Consider the following 18,913-nt stretch of genomic DNA (forward strand, 5'->3'; position numbering starts at 1 on the left):
CATAATTGCTTCTGCATTCGGCTTTATAACTGAATGCTTTCATAAGAAAAACCGGGCATAAACCGCCCGGTTCTAATTGAATTAATCAATAAACAACTTCCCATAATATGAATTATGTTAACTAAGACTGTATGGCAAAACGGTCATTTTGAAATATTCTTTCTGCGTTGCAAAGCTCCGGAAATAGGCTCCGCGTCCTGTGGGCACGGCTTCAGCTAGGCTACTACTTGAAAATGCTTCTTTGCTGCCTTGTGCCGAGGAAGCTCACTTCGAAGCAATGCTTGCAGACACAGGCACAAATGAAGTGGATCTTCAGCTCGCGCTGATTCCACGGGAGTCTCCGCCTATTTCCTACGCTTGAGGGAAGTGCTACAACGTATGGAACAGCTAAAAGCAGTCGTGCTAGGCAGTGTATTTCATCAATTAAGGTGTAAATCTTGCAGCTAATGCTTCATATCCTAGCTGTCGCATAAATTGTGGAGCTATACATCAGCGTAGGCCAACCACGTAGACTCCCGCGGGACATGCAGGTGCTGGAGATCCACTTTGTGAAGTGCCCTCCTTCACAAAGTTAGCTCCAGCCGTGCCCCGCAGGACGCGGAGTGGTTGGACGTAGCGGTATCCCAGCACATTAAATATCTCAAAATGGATGCTTGGCTAGCGATGGCTAGTTAACATAATTCATAGTATAGGAACTCAACTTCATGTTCAGTCTTAGTTAGTGTCGAAGTTTTTCTTATACGTTGTACATACTAAATTTTCACTGCGTCGTGCTGCATCATTGCTAAAATTTTATATATTTTCCTAGCGTATAAACAAAAAGAGCGAGCTCACAAGCTCACTCTTTTTATTTATTCATTTAAGTCTGCAGATTCACCTTTAACCAGATACATAACGTCTTCTCCGATGTTTGTAGCATGATCGCCGATTCTTTCCACATAACGGCCACTAAAGGCCATTTGCATGATATGCTGAATTTTTTGTGGGTTCGTAGCTGTTTCTTCTAATAATTCTCGTAACATAGAAGAATACATACTATCAATAATATCATCAAGATCTGCTAATTTCCTGGCTAGGGTAATATCTTCATTTTCATAAGCACTGATAGCTAAATCAATCATTTTAATCGCTATTTCCTGCATTTCTTTAATAGAACTATGAATGTCAATTCCATGATCTTCTCCTAAGTGAATGGCAGATTTCGCAACGTTCTTTGCGTTGTCAGCCATCCTTTCCAAATCTGAAGAGATGCGAATCGCAACTACTAACCTTCTTAGATCAGTTGCAACAGGCTGTTGGCGTGCAATTAATAAAATGGCCGTTTCGTTAATTTTGAAATCAAGCTTATCCAACTCTCGATCAGCTTCTATTATTTCTCTAGCTTTTTCGGTATCACTAGAATGTAATGCTTCCACTGCAGAACGCAATTGTTCCTTTGTCTTTCTTGCTAATTCAATGATTAATGCTTCCACCTTTTCCAGTTCACTCTGAAATATCTCTCTACCTACCATACTATATTTCCTCCCACAAAATGATTATCCGAAGCGACCGGTAATGTAATCTTCTGTACGTTTATCGCTTGGATTAGAGAACAGTTGATCTGTTTCTGAGAACTCAACTAGTTCACCGTTTAACATGAAGGCTGTTTTATCTGAGATCCGTGCTGCTTGTTGCATGTTATGCGTCACAATAACAATCGTATAGTCTTTTTTTAACTCTTTTATTAATTCTTCAATTTTAAGAGTCGAAATAGGATCCAATGCCGACGTTGGCTCATCCATTAATATGACTTCCGGTTCTACAGCCAGACATCGCGCAATACAGATTCTTTGTTGCTGGCCACCAGATAAGCCATATGCATTTTGATTTAATCGATCTTTTACTTCGTCCCAAATTGCGGCACCACGCAGACTCTTTTCTACTATTTCATCTAATAGTTTTTTCTTTTTGATACCGTGAATCTTTGGTCCATATGCCACATTTTCATAGATAGACTTTGGAAAAGGATTCGGCTTTTGAAAGACCATTCCTACGTGTGTACGCAATTCTTCTACGAGTTGTTTCTTATCAAAGATATTTTTATCTTTATATTTAATAATACCAGAAGTATTCACAATCGGAATCGTTTCTGTCATCCTATTTAACGTCTTTAATAGTGTAGACTTACCGCACCCGGAAGGTCCAATAACGGCTGTAATTTCTTTTTTAGGAATTTCAATATTTATTTGATGCAATGCTTGGTCATTACCATACCATAAATTGAAATCTTCAATGTTAAATGCATTTGCTGTTGTCATAAATAGCCCTTCTTTCTCTAATATCTGTTTTGAAATTTGTTACGAATCCATACTGCTATGGCATTCATACATAGTAATAAAATTAATAAAACAATAATTCCTGCTGCAGCAACAAATTGCCACTCCGCCTGTGGTCTTGCTGTCCAACTGTAAATTTGGATAGGCATTACCGTATACTTTGACATAAAAGAATCTGGAATAGAATAAATCGCCGTTGCAGCTCCAACAATAATTAATGGTGCTGTTTCACCGATTGCCCTTGATAGAGCAAGTATTGAACCCGTTATGATACCAGGGATAGCTGCTGGCAATACGATTCTCCAGATGGTCTGCCACTTCGTAGCACCCATTCCTATCGAAGCTTCTCTAATTTCCAGTGGAACCGAGCGAATTGCTTCCTGTGAGGAAACAACGATAACGGGTAATACGAGTAAACTCATTGTTAATGCACCAGCGATCAATGTATAGCCAAACCCCAAAATGTATACAAAGAATGTCAATCCTAATAAACCAAAAACAATAGAAGGGACACCAGCTAAGTTCTGTACATTTATTTGAATAAATCGGGTGAATTTATTTTGCTTTGCATATTCTTCCAAATACAACGCAGTAGACACACCAATGATAATTGATACTGGTGCGGTGATTGCCATCATAAAAATAGAACCCATAATCCCTGCAAATAGTCCAGCTTCTTCAATATAAGGCGCAGGGAAATTCTTGAGAAAATCGATACTTACATAACCCATACCTTGGCTAACGATCCTATAGAATAGAGCAGCAAGAAAGAGCATCGCTAAAGCCGTAGCAAAAATAAACAAAAACTTGAAAAATTTATTAATGTTTACACGACTTTTGGTATGACTTGTATTAACATGTTGAGACATTAATAATCCTCCTTAAATCGACGCGAAATATACTGAGATAAAATATTCATCAATAATGTAAAGATAAACAGCGTGATACCTACTGCATAGATACTATTGTAAATAGTAGAATGATAAGAAGTATCCCCTGTAGCACCTTGTACGATAAATGCTGTCAATGTTTGTATCGATTCAGTCGGATTAAAGGTCAGGTTAGGTGTCGCACCTGCTGCTATTGTCACGATCATCGTTTCCCCTATCGCCCGGGAAACGGCTAATACAATCGATGCGATGATGCCAGATAATGCAGCTGGTAATACCACTTTCATCGAAACCTCAAAACGAGTTGCTCCTAATCCAAGTGCACCTTCTCTTAATGATTTTGGTACAGCACTCATGGCATCTTCTGATAATGAGGCAATCATCGGAATGATCATAATACCAACTACCAGCCCTGCACTCATGGCATTAAAGATTCGCATATCCGGAAAGATATTCATCAATAATGGAGACACAAAGGTTAGTGCAAAAAAACCATAAACAACGGTAGGAATACCCGCTAGGATTTCCAATATTGGTTTAATAATCTTTCTAGCTCGTTCTGATGCATATTCACTCAAATAAATAGCGCATGCAATACCGATAGGTACAGCAACACAGATAGCTATAGCTGTAATTAATAACGTCCCGGCTATTAATGGTGCTACACCAAAGTGTTCTGTCCAAGGAGACCAATTCGTTCCAAAATAGAAATCAGTCAATGGGACTTTTGTAAAAAATAAGATCGATTCTCGCAACAACGTAAATAAGATACCAATGGTTGTTAAGACCGATACAACGGCACATAATAATAAAAATATCGGTACTATTTTTTCAATGGCATTACCTAGATTTTTTTTCTGTTTATTTTTTTTAATCATGTCCTGAACGGATAATTCCTTGTTCATCTGATTGCTCGCCATGATAATCCCCTACACTTTCTTCACAAAGATGATGGGACAGTTACCCGCTTTAAGCAGGTCTGTCCCATATAACATTATTTAATCTTACTCAGATACCAATTCCGTAATTTTCTCTATTTGTTCTTGGTATTTTTCATCAGGAAGTGCAACATATCCTACTTCTTCAGCTGCTGCTCCTGCATTTTCAAGTGCGTATTTAGCGAAATCAAACACTTGAGGTTTTTCTTTCATAAAATCTACATTTACATATGTGAACAATGGACGTGATAGTGGAGAATAACTGTTATCCTGGATAGTATCACCATCAGGTTTAACTGGATTACCATCTCCATTATCAATACCTAGTACTTTTAATGAATCCTGGTTCTCAACAAAGTAAGCATAACCAAAGTACCCAATTGCATATGGATCATTTTTGATACCTGTAACAAGCGTGTTGTCATCTTCAGATAATGTAGTGTTTTCACCTTCACGCATTGGGTTCTCCTCTAAGATTACTTCGTTGAAATAATCGAATGTACCAGAGTCATGTCCTGGGCTGTAAATTATGATATCTTCTTCTGGCCATTCCGGATTAAGATCAGACCATTTTGTAGCAGAACCGTCAGCTAAAAAGATTTGTTTTAATTGATCAACTGTTAAGTTTTCAACAAAATCGTTCTCTTGGCTCACTACTACTGAAAGACCGTCATAAGCTAATTCTAATTCTTGTAATTCAATACCGTTTTCTTCTGCTGTTGCTTGTTCTTCTTCTTTAATTGGACGTGAAGCATTACTGAAATCTATTTCACCGACAGTAGATTTTTTGAAACCGCCACCTGAACCAGAAGAGTTAAGAACTGTTTCAACGTTTGGTTGAACTTGATTATATTCATAAGTCAAGTATTCCATGATTGGTAATACAGTAGAAGAACCATCTAAGCTTACTGGACCAGAAACCTCTTCTGAGTCGCCAGATTCTTCTGCATTGTCAGAACCTTCATTTGCACTTGCTTCGTTTGTTGTTTCTTCACCTGTGCCTTCTTCGTCTTCTGCTGGTGAGTTACCACATGCAGCCAGGATACCCATTGTTAGTACGGCAATCGCAACTAACATCATTAACTTCCACTTGTTCATTCTTTCTTCCCCCTATTACAATCTAAGAATTTTCAGCTCCCTTTGAAAGCTTCTACTACATCGTAACTCACAACTATTAAGGTACTATTAACCTATTGTAAAGACATTGTAAATTCGACAGATTAATAGAAATTAAAATGAAATGCTTCTTATTTTGCAATCCACAACCGATAAAATGAGACTTTGATCAGTGGGGCTATTACGGACGGTTAGATCCATGATAATAAGCCTTCCACTTATGTCAGAATTCGCCTCGTCTATTCGAAGTTTTTCTTATACTTGGAACATACTAAATCTTCACTAGGTCATGCTTTTTCGTTGAAAGAATATTATACTTCTAACCCTATAAGAAAAACCGGGCATAAACCACCCGGTCCTAATTGATTTAATTAATAAACAGCTTCCTATAATATGGATTATGTTAACTAAGACTGTATGGCAAAACGGTCATTTTGAAATATTCTTTCTGCGTTGCAAAGCTCCGGAAATAGGTCCCGCGTCCTGTGGGCACGGCTTCAGCTAGGCTACTACTTGAAAAGCTTCTTTGCTGCCTTGTGCCGAGGAAGCCCACTTCGAAGCAATACTGGCAGACACAGGCACAGATAAATGGATCTTCAGCTCGCGCTGATTCCACAGGAGTCTCCGCCTATTTCCTACGCTTAAGGAAGGTGCTACAACAGATGTAACTGCAAAAAGCAGTGGTTCTAGACATTTTTCAATAGCTATTATATATGCATACGATCACTATGCTAGCTCTTACAAAAATTGTAGAGTCCCAATCCTAGCGTAGGCCAACCACGGAGACTCCCGCGGGACAGGCAGCGCTGAAGATCCACAACGTCTGCACCTGCGTCTTCTAGTATCGCTTTGAAATAGGCTTCCTCGGTGCAAGGCAGCAGAGAAGTAATTCGTGTAGTAGCCTAGCTTCAGCCGTGCCCCGCAGGACGCGGAGTGGTTGGCCGGAGCTGCATAATATACCACTAATAATATTTCATGATGGTCGCAAAGCTTAACATAATCCATATCATAGGAACTCTAATCATGTTCAATATGATTACTGATGTGATCAGACTAATATACTTTCTTCACTGATAAAAAAAGAGAACTAGTAAGACTAGTTCTCTTCGGAGTCGGCTTCTTTTTCTTCATCTGACTTCTCTTTATACTCATAATAGGTTTCGATGATACGTTTACCTATAACATGATGAATCTGGTGTCTTCCATTCGCTGTACCATTTTCCGGAACAACGATTGCAAAAGCCACTTCAGGATTTTCAAATGGACTGTAACCGATCAATGATAAATTATCTGTATCAGCTACTTTCTTATATGTTCCATCTTCCTGTTTTTCGTACTGTGGTTTTTCGGCAGTACCTGTTTTTCCAGCCATTTCGTAAGGGAAGCTACTCCATTGATATGAAGCTGTACCACTTTCATAAACTCTTCTGAACCCTTCCTGGACTTGTTCAATATATTTTTCATCCATTTCAACACGATTTAACACTTGAGGTTCGAATGATTCGATAATTTTCCCTGGTGTTCCAGTGGTACTATTATCAGGTTCTCTGATTTCTTTCACAAGACGCGGTTTCATACGATAACCATCATTTGCGATAGTCGAAACGTACTGTGCTAATTGCAGTGTTGTATACGTATCATACTGACCAATTGCCAAGTGAAGCAGATTACCTTGTACTGGATTTGCTCCCGTCACACCTGTTGCTTCAAAAGGTAAATCAATTCCCGTTTTCACACCTAGTCCGAACTGGTTATAATACTTTCGCATCGTATTAAATGCGCTATAATCAAAGTTATATAATGGTTCATTTAACCGGTACGTTGCTCCAGCAATTTTTATAGCTATACGGGCCATATAAACGTTGGAAGATTCCTGTAAAGCAGTAAGATCAGAAATACTGTTGCCTAAAAAGGCGTGCGATGCAAATTCAGGTGTCGATTTAATTTTGATCGGTACATCACTCAATCTTGATCCAACATCCACTACACCCTCTTGATAACCAGCAAGCAACGTCGCCCCTTTTATTGAAGAACCAGGTTCATGAGAATCATAAATCGTACGATACGCCTGATTTAAATATTCATTATTCTCCCTGTCATAACGGTATCCGGACATAGCTAGAATATCACCTGTTTGCGGATTCATGACGACAGCTAGTGCATCTTTCAAATAGCCGTTATTACTAGCAGAATTGTTAATAGCTTTTTCTAATTCTTCTTGAACGATCTTATCAACAGCCTGCTGAAATTCCATATCAACGGTAAGCACAAGGTCTTTTCCTCTTTGACCATCCACTACAACCTCAGAATTAACAACATTGCCGTCTGAATTAGTCGTATACTGAACTTGTTCTTTCCTTCCGCGCAATACATTTTCGTATTCTTGTTCCAGTCCACTTGTACCAACACGGTCATTCCAGGTATAGCCATTCGCTAAATAAAAAGCACTATTGTCACGTGGAATACCTTCCTCAGAGGAAGTCAGATTACCAATAAATGAACTGAAAGTATCTTCATATTCACGCTCACGTTCCCAATCAATCACCGCATCAATGTTAGGCAAATCCGTTAAATGTTCTGCCACTTTAGCATATTCTTCATCTGTTAAACCTTCATTGACAACAACATGTGGTGACAACTCGTAAGCAGAATCTAATTCTTTCTTAATAGCTATTATATTGTTCAGTTCGCTTGTCCAATCCACTGATGACAGGTCTTCTTCTGTTATACTGTCCAACTCAACCTGGTACCGTTCACTCGCACTCAATGTTTTTTCTTCTTCTGTCAATCGATCCGTGATCGTCTCTTGATTGTTTAAATACCAATATTCTTTTTTATCCCGGTCCGTAATTTCATCACTCAATGCTTCGTCGTCTTTAATAATTGTGATGTATTTTGCCAATTTCTTTGCCAGTTCTAATCTTTCCGTTGCCGATTCACCATTTTTAGGAGGTGTATATGTAATCGATTTGACTGCCTGGTTATCTACTACCAGATCAAAATTGCTATCATACATCTTCCCTCTCGGCACAGGTTTTTCAGACGGTGTGTTATCTGTCTGATTTATCTTCCTTTGTGCCTCTTCTCCATTCAGGATCTGAACAACCCCAAGCTGAATAATCAATAGTGAAAAAACGGCAAAAACCGATACAAATAAAATATTTAACCGGAAAGGCAATTGCGCCTTTTTCTTTTTCGTTTTTTTCTTTTTTCCCCATTTAAGATGCAATTTCATGTTCTACTCCCCCTGATGAAAACATCTTATATAGTATAACACGAAAATCTGTATTATTACTATGATGGAACGTTATAGATAGAAGAATCAGTTTTTCGCACAAAATAGTAAGCAATGAGATTTCCCGATCCTATCGTCAATAGTAATATTGGTATAATAAACTTAGGATCAAATAATAAAACACCTATAATAAACAGTGATATGGCGGATACCCTGCCAATATTGACAAACAACTCACGGAAAATGATATATTCTATCCTCAATTCCCTTGCTCCTTTCGCCTTACCTATAATATCATACGTAAGCGAAATGAATGGCACGTTAAAGACTGGATAGGCAACCCCTACTACCACACCGTACAGTAATAACATCCAGAAACCAGGCTGGAATACAAAAATCCCCACACCCAGATATAATAATAACCCGCCAAAGAAAATTGTCTTTTTTCGATTGTCTTTTTTCGTTAATTTTGTGATGACATAGTAACCAACAAAAGAACAGAATGAAAAAAGGAGGTTAAATGATCCTAACGCAAATTCACTGTTCGTAGCAATGTAGACCCAAATCGCTACAATAAAAATAAATAATCCTTCTCGTAAACCTTGAAATACATGCGCATTAAGAATGTATCGCCAGTTGTTGTTTGTTTTTCTCTCCTCCACTACACGCCGGAACAGAAAGCGACCAGTAGCTTTTCGCTTTTTGAGGAAAAACGAACAAATTACAGCTAATAAAAATAAAAAAAAGGATATAAAAAAAATAATACTATACCCTTGAAAATTATCTAGCTTCGAAATAATATATCCTGCCACAAAAGGGCCAATCATACCACCTAACGATTGTAAGACCCCCAGTATACCATTAAAAAAGTCACGGGATTCAGGCTCGGTTACCTCAAACGTTAACACGTTAAATGCTAACCAATAAAAGCCATAACCAATACCTAAGATTGCCCCTAATAAGTACGGTATATTAGAAGCTTGTTCACCTACTAACAACACTGTGACGTAGAATATCGACAAGAAAGCAACTCCAAAGCGAATAATAAGTGTCCGGTCTACTTTCTTCGTAAACTTACCTGCTATTACAAACGCAATCGGTTGTAATAGGTAAATAAATAAATTATATACCGCAATATCTACATAGTTGCCTGATTGCTTCCATAAAAAAACATTTACGAATGCATTCGATAAAAATGTAGCTAACGAATACAGTCCGCCAATCGTTAAAAGTATCTTTAAATCCTTACTATTGGGTAATCGGTTTGTCGAAGATTTCGGCTTATGATTCATCGTATACACCTCACTACAATCTAACCTTTATTTTGATCCAGAAAGTAGGAGTTATGCATATGAATCCTAGATAGAGGCACAAAACACAAAAAAAGGACTATAGTCTCAAACTATAGTCCTTGTTGTGTTCGTGTTAATTATTTTGCTTCATTATATAAGCTTGCTACTTTATCCCAATCCACTACATTCCAGAATGCCGCAATGTAATCAGGGCGTTTATTTTGATATTTAAGATAGTACGCATGCTCCCATACGTCTAATCCTAAGATAGGTGCTTTACCTTCTGAAATAGGAGTGTCTTGATTTGGTGTGCTGATAATTTCAAGGTTACCATTGTTTACTACTAACCAAGCCCAGCCTGAACCAAATCGGCCTGCTGCAGCAGCTGCAAATTCATCTTTAAATTTGTCTAGGCTGCCGAATGTAGCATTAATCTGATCTGCTAATTCACCTGTTGGTTCACCGCCGCCATTTGGAGATAACAATGTCCAGAATAAGCTGTGATTAGCATGTCCGCCACCGTTGTTACGCACTGCTGTACGGATATTTTCAGGTACCGCATCAAGATTTGCAAGAATGTCTTCGATTGATTTACTAGCTAAATCATCATGACCTTCAAGTGCAGCATTTAATTTTGTAACATAAGTGTTGTGATGTTTAGTGTGATGAATGTTCATTGTCTCTTTATCAATATGAGGCTCTAATGCATCATATCCATAAGATAATTCTGGTAATGTAAAGTTTGCCATGTTTAATTCCTCCTATTTTTTAATTAGAAAGTATAAAAATCTCTCTATTCAGAATGGTATCAAATCATTTTATTGAAATGCAACTATTTAGCATTTCTTTTTTTAATATAATTTATACAAGGAAGGATAAAAAATGATATGTAATTAAAATCAAATAAAAAAACAAGCCCTTTTCTTTGCTTGTTTAAAATGGTGGCTCGGGACGGAATCGAACCGCCGACACACGGATTTTCAGTCCGTTGCTCTACCGACTGAGCTACCGAGCCAATCACTTATGAAATTAAACCAATTATTATGTAACATGGCGGAGGAGGAGGGATTCGAACCCCCGCGGGCCGTGAAGCCCCTGGCGGTTTTCAAGACCGCTCCCTTCAGCCGGACTTGGGTACTCCTCCGAATGTAATTGGTGGACCCTGCAGGATTCGAACCTGCGACCGATCGGTTATGAGCCGATAGCTCTAACCAACTGAGCTAAGGGTCCTATCTTACTTATGTTTTTAATGGGGCGACCGGTGGGGATCGAACCCACGTATGTCGGAACCACAATCCGATGTGTTAACCACTTCACCACGACCGCCATTATTATGGTAGCGGCGGAGGGAATCGAACCCCCGACCTCACGGGTATGAACCGTACGCTCTAGCCAGCTGAGCTACACCGCCATGGCTCCACAGGTAGGATTCGAACCTACGACCGATCGGTTAACAGCCGATTGCTCTACCACTGAGCTACTGTGGAATGAAAATGAAATTATGTAATTACTGAAGCGACATTTAATAATTTACCATATCCATATTAGATCGTCAACAGTTTTGTTAGATTTTTTTATTTTTTTTGTCGAAAGGGATGAAAGTAGCCTGAAATAATCCAGACTACTTCCCACTATCTATTGTTTATAACGTTCGCCTAATACTTCATCTGCAATGTTTACTGCATGATCGCCTATACGTTCTAGGTTACTGATAATATCAGCAAAAACAATTCCTGCAGCACCAGAACAAGCTCCTTCGTTCAAACGTATAATATGTTTCTTTCGGTACGTTCTTTCCATTTTGTCAATTTCATTTTCTTTTTGTACAACATTTAAGGCTGCTTCTCTGTCCATTGTATCGAGAGCTCTAATAGCCTCTTTTACTGTACTGATCGTTAAATCAAACATGTCATTTAAATCGATCATTCCTTGCTCAGTAATATCAACTTTATTGGACATTTTAAAATGGACCAGTTCAATAATATTTTCAAAATGATCACCAATACGCTCAATATCGCGAACCGAATTAATCAATGCAGAATGTTTGTTAATTTCTGATTCCGAGAAATCTTTTTTAGATAAATCGACCAGATAAGAAGTAATTTCACGATCCAGATTATTTAATGCCCCTTCAATTTGAATAGCAAGTTCAGAGGTCTTCGGATTTTGTTTGTTTAAGAACAGACTTGTTTCTTCTAATCCTTTCGTTGCATACTCACCCATTCTGATTACTTCGGCTTTTGCCTGATCTAATGCGACAGACGGTGATTGCTCAATAAAAATTGGATCTAAATGTTTTGGTTTATATTCTATTTCTACGTCCTCACCCGGGATGATCTTGGTTACAAGTAATGCTAATAAACCGATAAACGGAAACTGTACTACAGCATTTAGTATATTAAATATACCATGTGCATAAGCAATAGTCATCGACGGATTTAATTCAAGTGCACCTTGAATATAAGTAATAAAATTACTGTAAGCTCCGATGAAAATTATTACTATTGATGCCCCAATTACGTTAAATATAACATGAGTCAATGCTGCTCGTTTCGCTGCAACAGTTGCACCGATAGATGCTAATACCGCAGTGATGGTTGTCCCGATATTATCCCCGAATAATACAGGTAAGGCTGCTTTTATTTCGATTGCACCTTCCATCATCAAGCTTTGCAATATACCAATGGTTGCACTTGAACTTTGAACGACAACAGTAAACACTGTTCCAATAATAACACCAAGTATTGGGTTATTCGACATGTCCACCGTTAATTCATGAAATGCTTGTAAATCACGTAATGGTTTTAGGCCTGAGCTCATTAGTTCCAGTCCAAAAAACAATGATCCGAAACCAAAAATAGTGATCCCGATATTGGTTACTTTACTATTTTTAATAAAGAATATTAGTAGTGCGCCGATACCCATGATAGGAAGCGCATATTCACCCAGATCAAAACCGATGATAAATGCTGTTACTGTTGTACCGATGTTTGCCCCCATAATAACACCGATAGACTGTCGTAACGTCATAAATCCTGCGTTTACTAAACCTACTGTCAAAACAGTTGTCCCCGAACTGGATTGAATTAAGATTGTTACAATAATCCCGGCAAGTACACCCATAAAAGGATTGCTGGTAAATTTGTCTAGAATATCTCTTAATCGGTCACCGGCTGTTTTTTGTAATCCTTCACCCATGTACTTAATACCTAATAGAAAAATACCTAAGCCAGCAACAAACTCCAAGATCATAGCTTGTACATTTAAATCCAAAAGTGTTCATCCCTTCTCACAAAATCTTTTCTTTCTTTTTAGTATGACCATTGTGTCGAAAGTATTGCTTAAAAACCATATCCTTTTTCATTTCCGACATAAGTTGACAAACTTTCCGCACACACCAATTCATTATTAATGATAGGCATCTAATTTGTAAAGGCTTTTTAAATAAAATTTACAAAAGCTTAACACTTATTTTTATTGTACCAAGTTATTCCATAATTGAAAGCGATTCAACGATTTTTTTGTTCCATACTTTTCCGAATATGTGTATAAAATGTATAATAGAACAACCTTTTTTATGTTGTATTCGATACTTGGCGTGTTCTGATGAGGAAGAATTGATGTATTAAATAATCTGCTGCTTTATTATATTTCTTTGTAAAAAGCGCAGTATTTTTCCTGTGGGGATGAAGGGGTTGGCCTACGCTAGAATGTGGACTCTACAACTTTCGTAAGAGATAGCATATTGTTGATCACTCATCAATATAAATAACAGCAATTGAACGAATAACATAATGCCTAGATACACTACTTTTAGCTGTTCCATACGTTGTAGCACTTCCCTAAAGCGTAGGAAATAGGCGGAGACTCACGTGGAATCAGCGCGAGCTGAAGATCCACTTCGTCTGTGCCTGTGTCTGCTAGGGTCGCTTCGAAGTAAGCTTCCTCGGCACAAAGCAGCACAGATGTATTTCAAGTAGTAGCCTAGCTGAAGCCGTACCCACAGAACGCGGAGCCTATTTCCGGAGCTTTGCTAAGCAGATAATCTATATCAAAATGACCATTTTGCATTACATTCTTCGATAGAATACATATTATAGGTACTCAGCTTCTTGTTCCATATAATTACTGTTGTGACTGCACTTTTATATATTCTTGACTGATAAAAAGCCTGCTGGTTTTATCCGGCAGACTTTTTCGTTTCTTGTACTAATATTTTGGTTCCATCTACTTTGACCACTTCTACTTCTGTTTGTTTACTGATCCATTTACCTTGTGATATAGCACTATACTCTGCATCATCGATCAACACTGTTCCAATTGGTCGCATATCCGTCGTCGTTAGCCCTTGTTTTCCTACTAAAGATTGATATTTGCTGTTCATACTGGAATAACCAGCTTCTTCTGTTAATTGATCAAATAGTGTAATCTTCGTCCACATCTTACGCTTAGGAAATACTTTCAAAAAACCAAATGAAGCGATCCCACCTATGAAGACACCAATCACTGCATAAAGGCCTGAAACCCAATTAGGTGCTGTGAACCCGACTGATATAACCATACATACTAGTCCAATAACGGCTAATGTACCATCATTCAATATCTTGCCATCAATTAATATCAATATAATACCCACGAAATAGATAACCAGCATGACAAAGAACATGGCTGGATCAAGATAAGACGCAAAAAATATGGAAATAAATCCGAGTCCTAATAAGCTAAACACGCCTTTTGCGTTTACCAAAAGCTCCCCTATTAGAAAAAGGGTTGCTAAGCCAACAATCACAAAACTCATCCAATCTGCTGATAATGTAAACATTATCCTCACCCCGTTCTGTTTTTTTTTACTTATCATATCATACGTATGAAGAAATTATTTCGTTTCAAAATATTATTTTTTCATGAAGTATAAGGTTTGATACTTCTCTTTTATTGGTTTAACCTTTATAATGGACAGTGGTAATGAAGTTACCTAAAAAGGCATATTTAATTATGAAGTCTAAAATCAATTATAAGAACGTAGAATTTTTCCAAAAAGATTCTATATGAGTTTTTTGTAAATCGGAATAAAGGAGCGATTTTATTTATGGCTTTAATACATCGAAAAGATACGCGACCGGTAAAAGTCGGGAATGTAATGGTTGGTGGCAAAAACGAAGTAGTCATACAATCGATGACGACGACAAAGACACATGATGTCGAAGCAACCGTAAAAGAAATAGAACGTCTTGCGGAAGCAGGATGTCAGGTTGTGCGAGTTGCTTGTCCTGATGAACGTGCTGCAAATGCTATTCCTGAAATAAAGAAAAGAATTTCAATACCGCTCGTAGTTGATATTCATTTCAACTATAAATTAGCTCTGAAAGCCATCGAAGGCGGAGCAGATAAAATTCGTATTAACCCCGGAAATATCGGAAAGCGTGATAAAGTAGAAGCAGTTGTGAATGCAGCGAAAGAAAAAGGTATTCCCATTCGGATTGGTGTTAATGCTGGTTCATTAGAAAGACACATTCTTGAGAAATATGGCTATCCAACTGCAGATGGTATGGTTGAGAGTGCCTTGCACCATATCAAAATTTTAGAAGATCTTGATTTTCATGATATTGTCGTTTCATTAAAAGCATCCGATGTTAATTTAGCAATTGAAGCTTATGAAAAAGCAGCAGAAGTTATTCCTTATCCGCTTCATTTAGGTATTACAGAGTCGGGTACATTATTTGCCGGAAGTATTAAAAGTGCTGCTGGTATGGGAGCAATTCTAAGTAAAGGGATCGGAAGTACAATGCGTATCTCACTAAGTGCCGATCCTGTAGAAGAAGTTAAAGTGGCCAAGGAATTGCTTAAAACGTTTGGCTTAGCATCAAACGCTGCCACCCTTATTTCATGTCCTACTTGCGGACGGATTGAGATTGATTTAATAAAAATCGCAAATGAAGTAGAAGAATATATTTCCACCATCAAAGCGCCAATAAAAGTTGCTGTGCTTGGTTGTGCCGTGAACGGTCCAGGAGAAGCCAGAGAAGCAGATATTGGTATTGCCGGTGCCCGAGGAGAAGGTTTACTGTTCCGCCATGGTGAAATTATTCGTAAAGTACCAGAAGAAACAATGGTAGAAGAGTTAAAAGTCGAAGTAGACAAAATCGCAGAAGAATATATTCAAAAACAAAAAGAAGAAGCACAAGAAGTGTAAATAAAAGGCAAGCCTGTCAACAGGCTTGCCTTTTTTATTGCTTATCTAAAATGGTATCAGTATCATCGATAAGATGATCGAGATTATCCCAATTGCGATAGCAGAGTTACCAAGTGTATCTGCGCCTTGTTTTTTAGAGATAAATCCTAAAACAATGGCACCGATAGCCATTATAAGTGGCCATACAAAGAACGATGCAATGGCAGCAATTAAACCGATCCAGCCGAAAACAGGATTTACATTTGATTGCATCTCTGTTTCTTGTTCGTCAGTTGCAACTGGACGGTTAAATTCATTTGCTGATAATTCAGCAGAGGTCTCTGCTTCTCTTTTATATGCCTCATCTACTGCATATAATTCATCTGTATCCACAAACTGATTTGTTTGTGCTGATTCATCGATGTGTTGTCCATTATCAATCTTCGGTGCATTTTCTACATGCTGTTCATCTTGATGATTTGGCATACTATATACCCTCCCTTTCTTTTAGAGGTACAAACATAGTATGCCTCATTCGACTTTGCACTTACGTGGTAAATTCTACTTTGGAACTACTGGGCAATTGCTACAAATTCTTGATATTTACTTGCATTTTTTTGGATTGTAGTTGCATAGGAGCTCTTTGCATGACCGTTATGCAATTTGTATTGCTCTAATCCTGCCATCCCCCGATTATAAGCTGTCAACGTCTCATCCCAGTTATTGTATTGATCATAAAGAAAATCCAGATACACTAATGACAATTTAATCGAATAGTACGGATCGAATAGCATTTCTTGATCATATGGCATCTCAGCCATATCAGCAATCCATGGCGCTGTATTTTTCATGAATTGTGCCATGCCATATGCATGTCCATATTCTGTTTCTGGTCCCACCAGCTCTGTATCAAAACTGCTTCCGGATTCCACCTTCAACAATTCATATGCTATAAACGGGTCTATATCATACTCCTCTGCTTCCTTGACAAGGTAGATTGCCCATGGACGCAAAAATTTACCTTCACTGTCTTCCACCATTACTTCTGCTAAATCAAAAAACTTCGGTAAATTTTGTCTTGTCATTTCTACATCTTTCTGAGTGGATTGGCTTAATATATATTGAGATTGGGATTCCATTTTCTGCAAATCCTGTTCTAATTCAATATTTTCTTCTTCTAGTGTCTGTACTTTTGATTGATATGAATTTATTTGATAATAGCTCCAGGCTACAAACACTAAAATTAATACAATGCCAATCCATTGTATTCTTTTCGTCATCTTTATTGAACACTCCTTCTTTGTAACTACATGCAACCTCGATGTTGCCATTTTACCTACAGCGGATAATGTTAGCTAAATTTGTCGAGAAATGCAAATAATACACACTCTCTACATATAACCTTTATGCACAAATAGTAAACATTAATGCATAATATAGAAATAACGAAGGGAAAGGAGCCATATTCATGAATGGACTTACAAAACGGTTGATGATAAATAAATTGAGAAATCTAAATGCTGAAGAAGTCTTAAACTATGCCCAGCAATATAATATTTCCATTACGCCGAAGCAAGCAGCTTCCATTACTGCCCATTTAAGTACTACTGATTACGACCCAACCCAAGCAAAGGATCGCGCAAAAATGATCAAGAAATTGGCGCAGCTTACCGATTTAAACACTGCGAAAGCATGCCAGCAGTTATTTCAAAAATTGATAAAGGAATATGGATTGGAGCACTATTTCCAGTAATAGTATTATTTTAATCATGAAAAATATGCAAAAATGTACAACTGCCTAAAATACGGATTATGTAATCACCTGACTATTGGGTGATTTTTGAGAATGAGAAGTGATTGTCACGAGGTACCCAAGCACATTATATGTCAAAAAAACATAGCAAAATCGTTTAAATCGTAATGAAGGCACTTTGTTTCTTAAAGTAAGCCAAGAAATATTACGATAAACTAAAAGCCGAGCATCACACGTCATCAAATACGATTCGTGTAATACTCGGCTTTTCTATTGGGTTATTTTCAGCATTGGCATTATTGCTGCACAATTTTCTCCTTAAGATCTGAGACGAAAGAGCCCTGCTTCAGCATTTCAATTTCGAATTGGTATGGTGGTTTTTTGTTTTTCTTATCTTCCCCTACATAAGGTGTCTCCAAAATCTTAGGTAAATCATCTAATTGGTCGTGGTGTACAATTGCATGAATCGCATCAAAGCCAATGTGACCAAAGCCGATGTTTTCGTGTCGGTCTTTTCCTGCTCCGCGTTCATTTTTACTATCGTTAATGTGGATTACTTTCAATCGATCCAATCCAATAATTTTATCGAATTCGTTGAGTACCCCGTCAAAATCTTCCACGATTGGATATCCTGCATCGTGGACGTGACAAGTGTCAAAACAGATAGAGAGTTTTTGATTATGTGTGACTCCATCAATAATTTTTGCCAATTCTTCGAAATTCCTGCCGATTTCAGATCCTTTACCAGCCATTGTCTCTAATGCGATTTGAACATCCTGGTTTGGATCAAGTACTTCATTTAGCCCTTCAATTATTTTGGCAATCCCTACTTCGGCACCTTCACCAACATGTGCACCCGGGTGAAGTACAATTTGTTTGGCGCCAAGGGCTTCCGTTCGGTCAATTTCATTTTTCAGAAAACGTACCCCTAAATCAAATGTTTCCTTTTTCTTAGCATTACCAATGTTGATAATGTAAGGAGCATGTACCACAATGTCTTCTATCCCATTATCTTTCATGTGCAATTTCCCTGCTTCAATATTAAGCTCTTCAATTGGTTTTCTTCTCGTGTTCTGCGGAGCTCCAGTATAAATCATAAACGTATTGGCACCATAGGATACCGCTTCTTCACTTGACGCTAACAACATTTTCTTTCCGCTCATTGATACATGTGAACCTAATTTTAACATTATACCTCTCAC

Annotated in this window: 15 protein-coding genes and 6 tRNA genes; 2 read left to right on the plus strand and 19 right to left on the minus strand. The window is 37.9% G+C overall.

The window, feature by feature from the left end; translation table 11 throughout:
- Positions 1 to 851: 851 nt before the first annotated feature.
- From phoU to MUN87_RS03735, 16 genes are all read right to left on the minus strand, one after another.
- Positions 852 to 1,511 (minus strand): phosphate signaling complex protein PhoU, encoded by a 660-nt coding sequence (gene phoU / locus MUN87_RS03660; protein ID WP_244746331.1) that lies wholly within the window; start codon positions 1,509 to 1,511, stop codon positions 852 to 854.
- A 24-nt stretch (positions 1,512 to 1,535) separates the two neighbouring features.
- Positions 1,536 to 2,297 carry a phosphate ABC transporter ATP-binding protein PstB gene (gene pstB, locus MUN87_RS03665; protein ID WP_369413998.1) on the minus strand — a complete coding sequence of 254 codons (762 nt, stop codon included), beginning with the start codon at positions 2,295 to 2,297 and terminating at the stop codon, positions 1,536 to 1,538.
- Positions 2,298 to 2,314: 17 nt separating this feature from the next.
- Positions 2,315 to 3,184, minus strand: a complete 870-nt coding sequence (gene pstA / locus MUN87_RS03670; RefSeq protein ID WP_244746333.1) for a phosphate ABC transporter permease PstA — start codon at positions 3,182 to 3,184, stop codon at positions 2,315 to 2,317.
- Complete coding sequence (gene pstC, locus MUN87_RS03675; protein WP_244746334.1) at positions 3,184 to 4,125, minus strand: phosphate ABC transporter permease subunit PstC; 942 nt, start codon at positions 4,123 to 4,125, stop codon at positions 3,184 to 3,186. The genes pstA and pstC overlap by 1 nt, the downstream gene beginning before the upstream one ends.
- An 84-nt stretch (positions 4,126 to 4,209) precedes the next feature.
- The gene (locus MUN87_RS03680; protein ID WP_244746336.1) at positions 4,210 to 5,241 is read right to left on the minus strand and encodes a PstS family phosphate ABC transporter substrate-binding protein; all 1,032 of its coding nucleotides are present in this window, start codon (positions 5,239 to 5,241) and stop codon (positions 4,210 to 4,212) included.
- A 1,114-nt stretch (positions 5,242 to 6,355) separates the two neighbouring features.
- A complete protein-coding gene (locus tag MUN87_RS03685; RefSeq protein WP_244746337.1) occupies positions 6,356 to 8,494 on the minus strand; it encodes a peptidoglycan D,D-transpeptidase FtsI family protein in 2,139 nt (712 codons plus the stop codon).
- A 59-nt stretch (positions 8,495 to 8,553) separates the two neighbouring features.
- Complete coding sequence (locus MUN87_RS03690) at positions 8,554 to 9,786, minus strand: MFS transporter (protein WP_244746338.1); 1,233 nt, start codon at positions 9,784 to 9,786, stop codon at positions 8,554 to 8,556.
- Between the two features lie 137 nt (positions 9,787 to 9,923).
- Complete coding sequence (gene sodA, locus MUN87_RS03695; RefSeq protein WP_244746340.1) at positions 9,924 to 10,535, minus strand: superoxide dismutase; 612 nt, start codon at positions 10,533 to 10,535, stop codon at positions 9,924 to 9,926.
- A 190-nt stretch (positions 10,536 to 10,725) separates the two neighbouring features.
- Positions 10,726 to 10,801 (minus strand) — tRNA-Phe (locus MUN87_RS03700).
- 36 nt (positions 10,802 to 10,837) lie between these two features.
- A tRNA-Ser gene (locus MUN87_RS03705) sits at positions 10,838 to 10,930 on the minus strand.
- Positions 10,931 to 10,939: 9 nt separating this feature from the next.
- Positions 10,940 to 11,016: transfer RNA gene (locus MUN87_RS03710), tRNA-Ile, on the minus strand.
- Positions 11,017 to 11,036: 20 nt separating this feature from the next.
- Positions 11,037 to 11,112 (minus strand) — tRNA-His (locus MUN87_RS03715).
- 8 nt (positions 11,113 to 11,120) lie between these two features.
- Positions 11,121 to 11,197, minus strand: a tRNA-Met gene (locus MUN87_RS03720).
- Position 11,198: 1 nt separating this feature from the next.
- Positions 11,199 to 11,273, minus strand: a tRNA-Asn gene (locus MUN87_RS03725).
- 148 nt (positions 11,274 to 11,421) lie between these two features.
- Positions 11,422 to 13,059 (minus strand): Na/Pi cotransporter family protein, encoded by a 1,638-nt coding sequence (locus tag MUN87_RS03730; RefSeq protein ID WP_244746342.1) that lies wholly within the window; start codon positions 13,057 to 13,059, stop codon positions 11,422 to 11,424.
- A 907-nt stretch (positions 13,060 to 13,966) separates the two neighbouring features.
- The gene (locus tag MUN87_RS03735) at positions 13,967 to 14,608 is read right to left on the minus strand and encodes an NfeD family protein (RefSeq protein ID WP_244746343.1); all 642 of its coding nucleotides are present in this window, start codon (positions 14,606 to 14,608) and stop codon (positions 13,967 to 13,969) included.
- 267 nt (positions 14,609 to 14,875) lie between these two features.
- Between MUN87_RS03735 and ispG the strand changes: the two genes are divergently transcribed.
- Positions 14,876 to 15,979, plus strand: a complete 1,104-nt coding sequence (gene ispG, locus MUN87_RS03740; RefSeq protein WP_244746344.1) for a flavodoxin-dependent (E)-4-hydroxy-3-methylbut-2-enyl-diphosphate synthase — start codon at positions 14,876 to 14,878, stop codon at positions 15,977 to 15,979.
- A 45-nt stretch (positions 15,980 to 16,024) separates the two neighbouring features.
- On the opposite strand, the gene MUN87_RS03745 is transcribed toward ispG, so the two are convergent.
- Together MUN87_RS03745 and MUN87_RS03750 are read right to left on the minus strand one after the other, a co-directional pair.
- A complete protein-coding gene (locus tag MUN87_RS03745; protein WP_244746345.1) occupies positions 16,025 to 16,444 on the minus strand; it encodes a DUF4190 domain-containing protein in 420 nt (139 codons plus the stop codon).
- Between the two features lie 86 nt (positions 16,445 to 16,530).
- On the minus strand, positions 16,531 to 17,238 hold the full coding sequence (locus MUN87_RS03750) for a lytic transglycosylase domain-containing protein (RefSeq protein WP_244746347.1): 708 nt from the start codon (positions 17,236 to 17,238) through the stop codon (positions 16,531 to 16,533).
- 188 nt (positions 17,239 to 17,426) lie between these two features.
- Between MUN87_RS03750 and MUN87_RS03755 the strand changes: the two genes are divergently transcribed.
- Complete coding sequence (locus MUN87_RS03755) at positions 17,427 to 17,711, plus strand: DUF2624 family protein (protein ID WP_244746348.1); 285 nt, start codon at positions 17,427 to 17,429, stop codon at positions 17,709 to 17,711.
- A gap of 296 nt (positions 17,712 to 18,007) precedes the next feature.
- Here the strand turns inward: MUN87_RS03755 and MUN87_RS03760 are convergent, their stop codons facing one another.
- Positions 18,008 to 18,901 carry a deoxyribonuclease IV gene (locus MUN87_RS03760; protein ID WP_244746349.1) on the minus strand — a complete coding sequence of 298 codons (894 nt, stop codon included), beginning with the start codon at positions 18,899 to 18,901 and terminating at the stop codon, positions 18,008 to 18,010.
- Between the last annotated feature and the right edge of the window lie 12 nt (positions 18,902 to 18,913).

It is taken from the genome of Gracilibacillus salinarum (assembly GCF_022919575.1).
Lineage (GTDB): Bacteria > Bacillota > Bacilli > Bacillales > Amphibacillaceae > Gracilibacillus > Gracilibacillus salinarum.

Bases quoted from the DNA above. Each gene is read 5' to 3' on its own strand.
- MUN87_RS03685 (WP_244746337.1), bottom strand. From the start codon at position 8,494: ATGAAATTGCATCTTAAATGGGGAAAAAAGAAAAAAACGAAAAAGAAA.
- MUN87_RS03735 (WP_244746343.1), bottom strand. From the start codon at position 14,608: ATGTTTACATTATCAGCAGATTGGATGAGTTTTGTGATTGTTGGCTTA.
- pstB (WP_369413998.1), bottom strand. From the start codon at position 2,297: ATGACAACAGCAAATGCATTTAACATTGAAGATTTCAATTTATGGTAT.
- sodA (WP_244746340.1), bottom strand. From the start codon at position 10,535: ATGGCAAACTTTACATTACCAGAATTATCTTATGGATATGATGCATTA.
- ispG (WP_244746344.1), top strand. From the start codon at position 14,876: ATGGCTTTAATACATCGAAAAGATACGCGACCGGTAAAAGTCGGGAAT.
- MUN87_RS03750 (WP_244746347.1), bottom strand. From the start codon at position 17,238: ATGACGAAAAGAATACAATGGATTGGCATTGTATTAATTTTAGTGTTT.
- pstC (WP_244746334.1), bottom strand. From the start codon at position 4,125: ATGGCGAGCAATCAGATGAACAAGGAATTATCCGTTCAGGACATGATT.
- MUN87_RS03755 (WP_244746348.1), top strand. From the start codon at position 17,427: ATGAATGGACTTACAAAACGGTTGATGATAAATAAATTGAGAAATCTA.
- phoU (WP_244746331.1), bottom strand. From the start codon at position 1,511: ATGGTAGGTAGAGAGATATTTCAGAGTGAACTGGAAAAGGTGGAAGCA.
- pstA (WP_244746333.1), bottom strand. From the start codon at position 3,184: ATGTCTCAACATGTTAATACAAGTCATACCAAAAGTCGTGTAAACATT.
- MUN87_RS03680 (WP_244746336.1), bottom strand. From the start codon at position 5,241: ATGAACAAGTGGAAGTTAATGATGTTAGTTGCGATTGCCGTACTAACA.
- MUN87_RS03690 (WP_244746338.1), bottom strand. From the start codon at position 9,786: ATGAATCATAAGCCGAAATCTTCGACAAACCGATTACCCAATAGTAAG.
- MUN87_RS03745 (WP_244746345.1), bottom strand. From the start codon at position 16,444: ATGCCAAATCATCAAGATGAACAGCATGTAGAAAATGCACCGAAGATT.
- MUN87_RS03760 (WP_244746349.1), bottom strand. From the start codon at position 18,901: ATGTTAAAATTAGGTTCACATGTATCAATGAGCGGAAAGAAAATGTTG.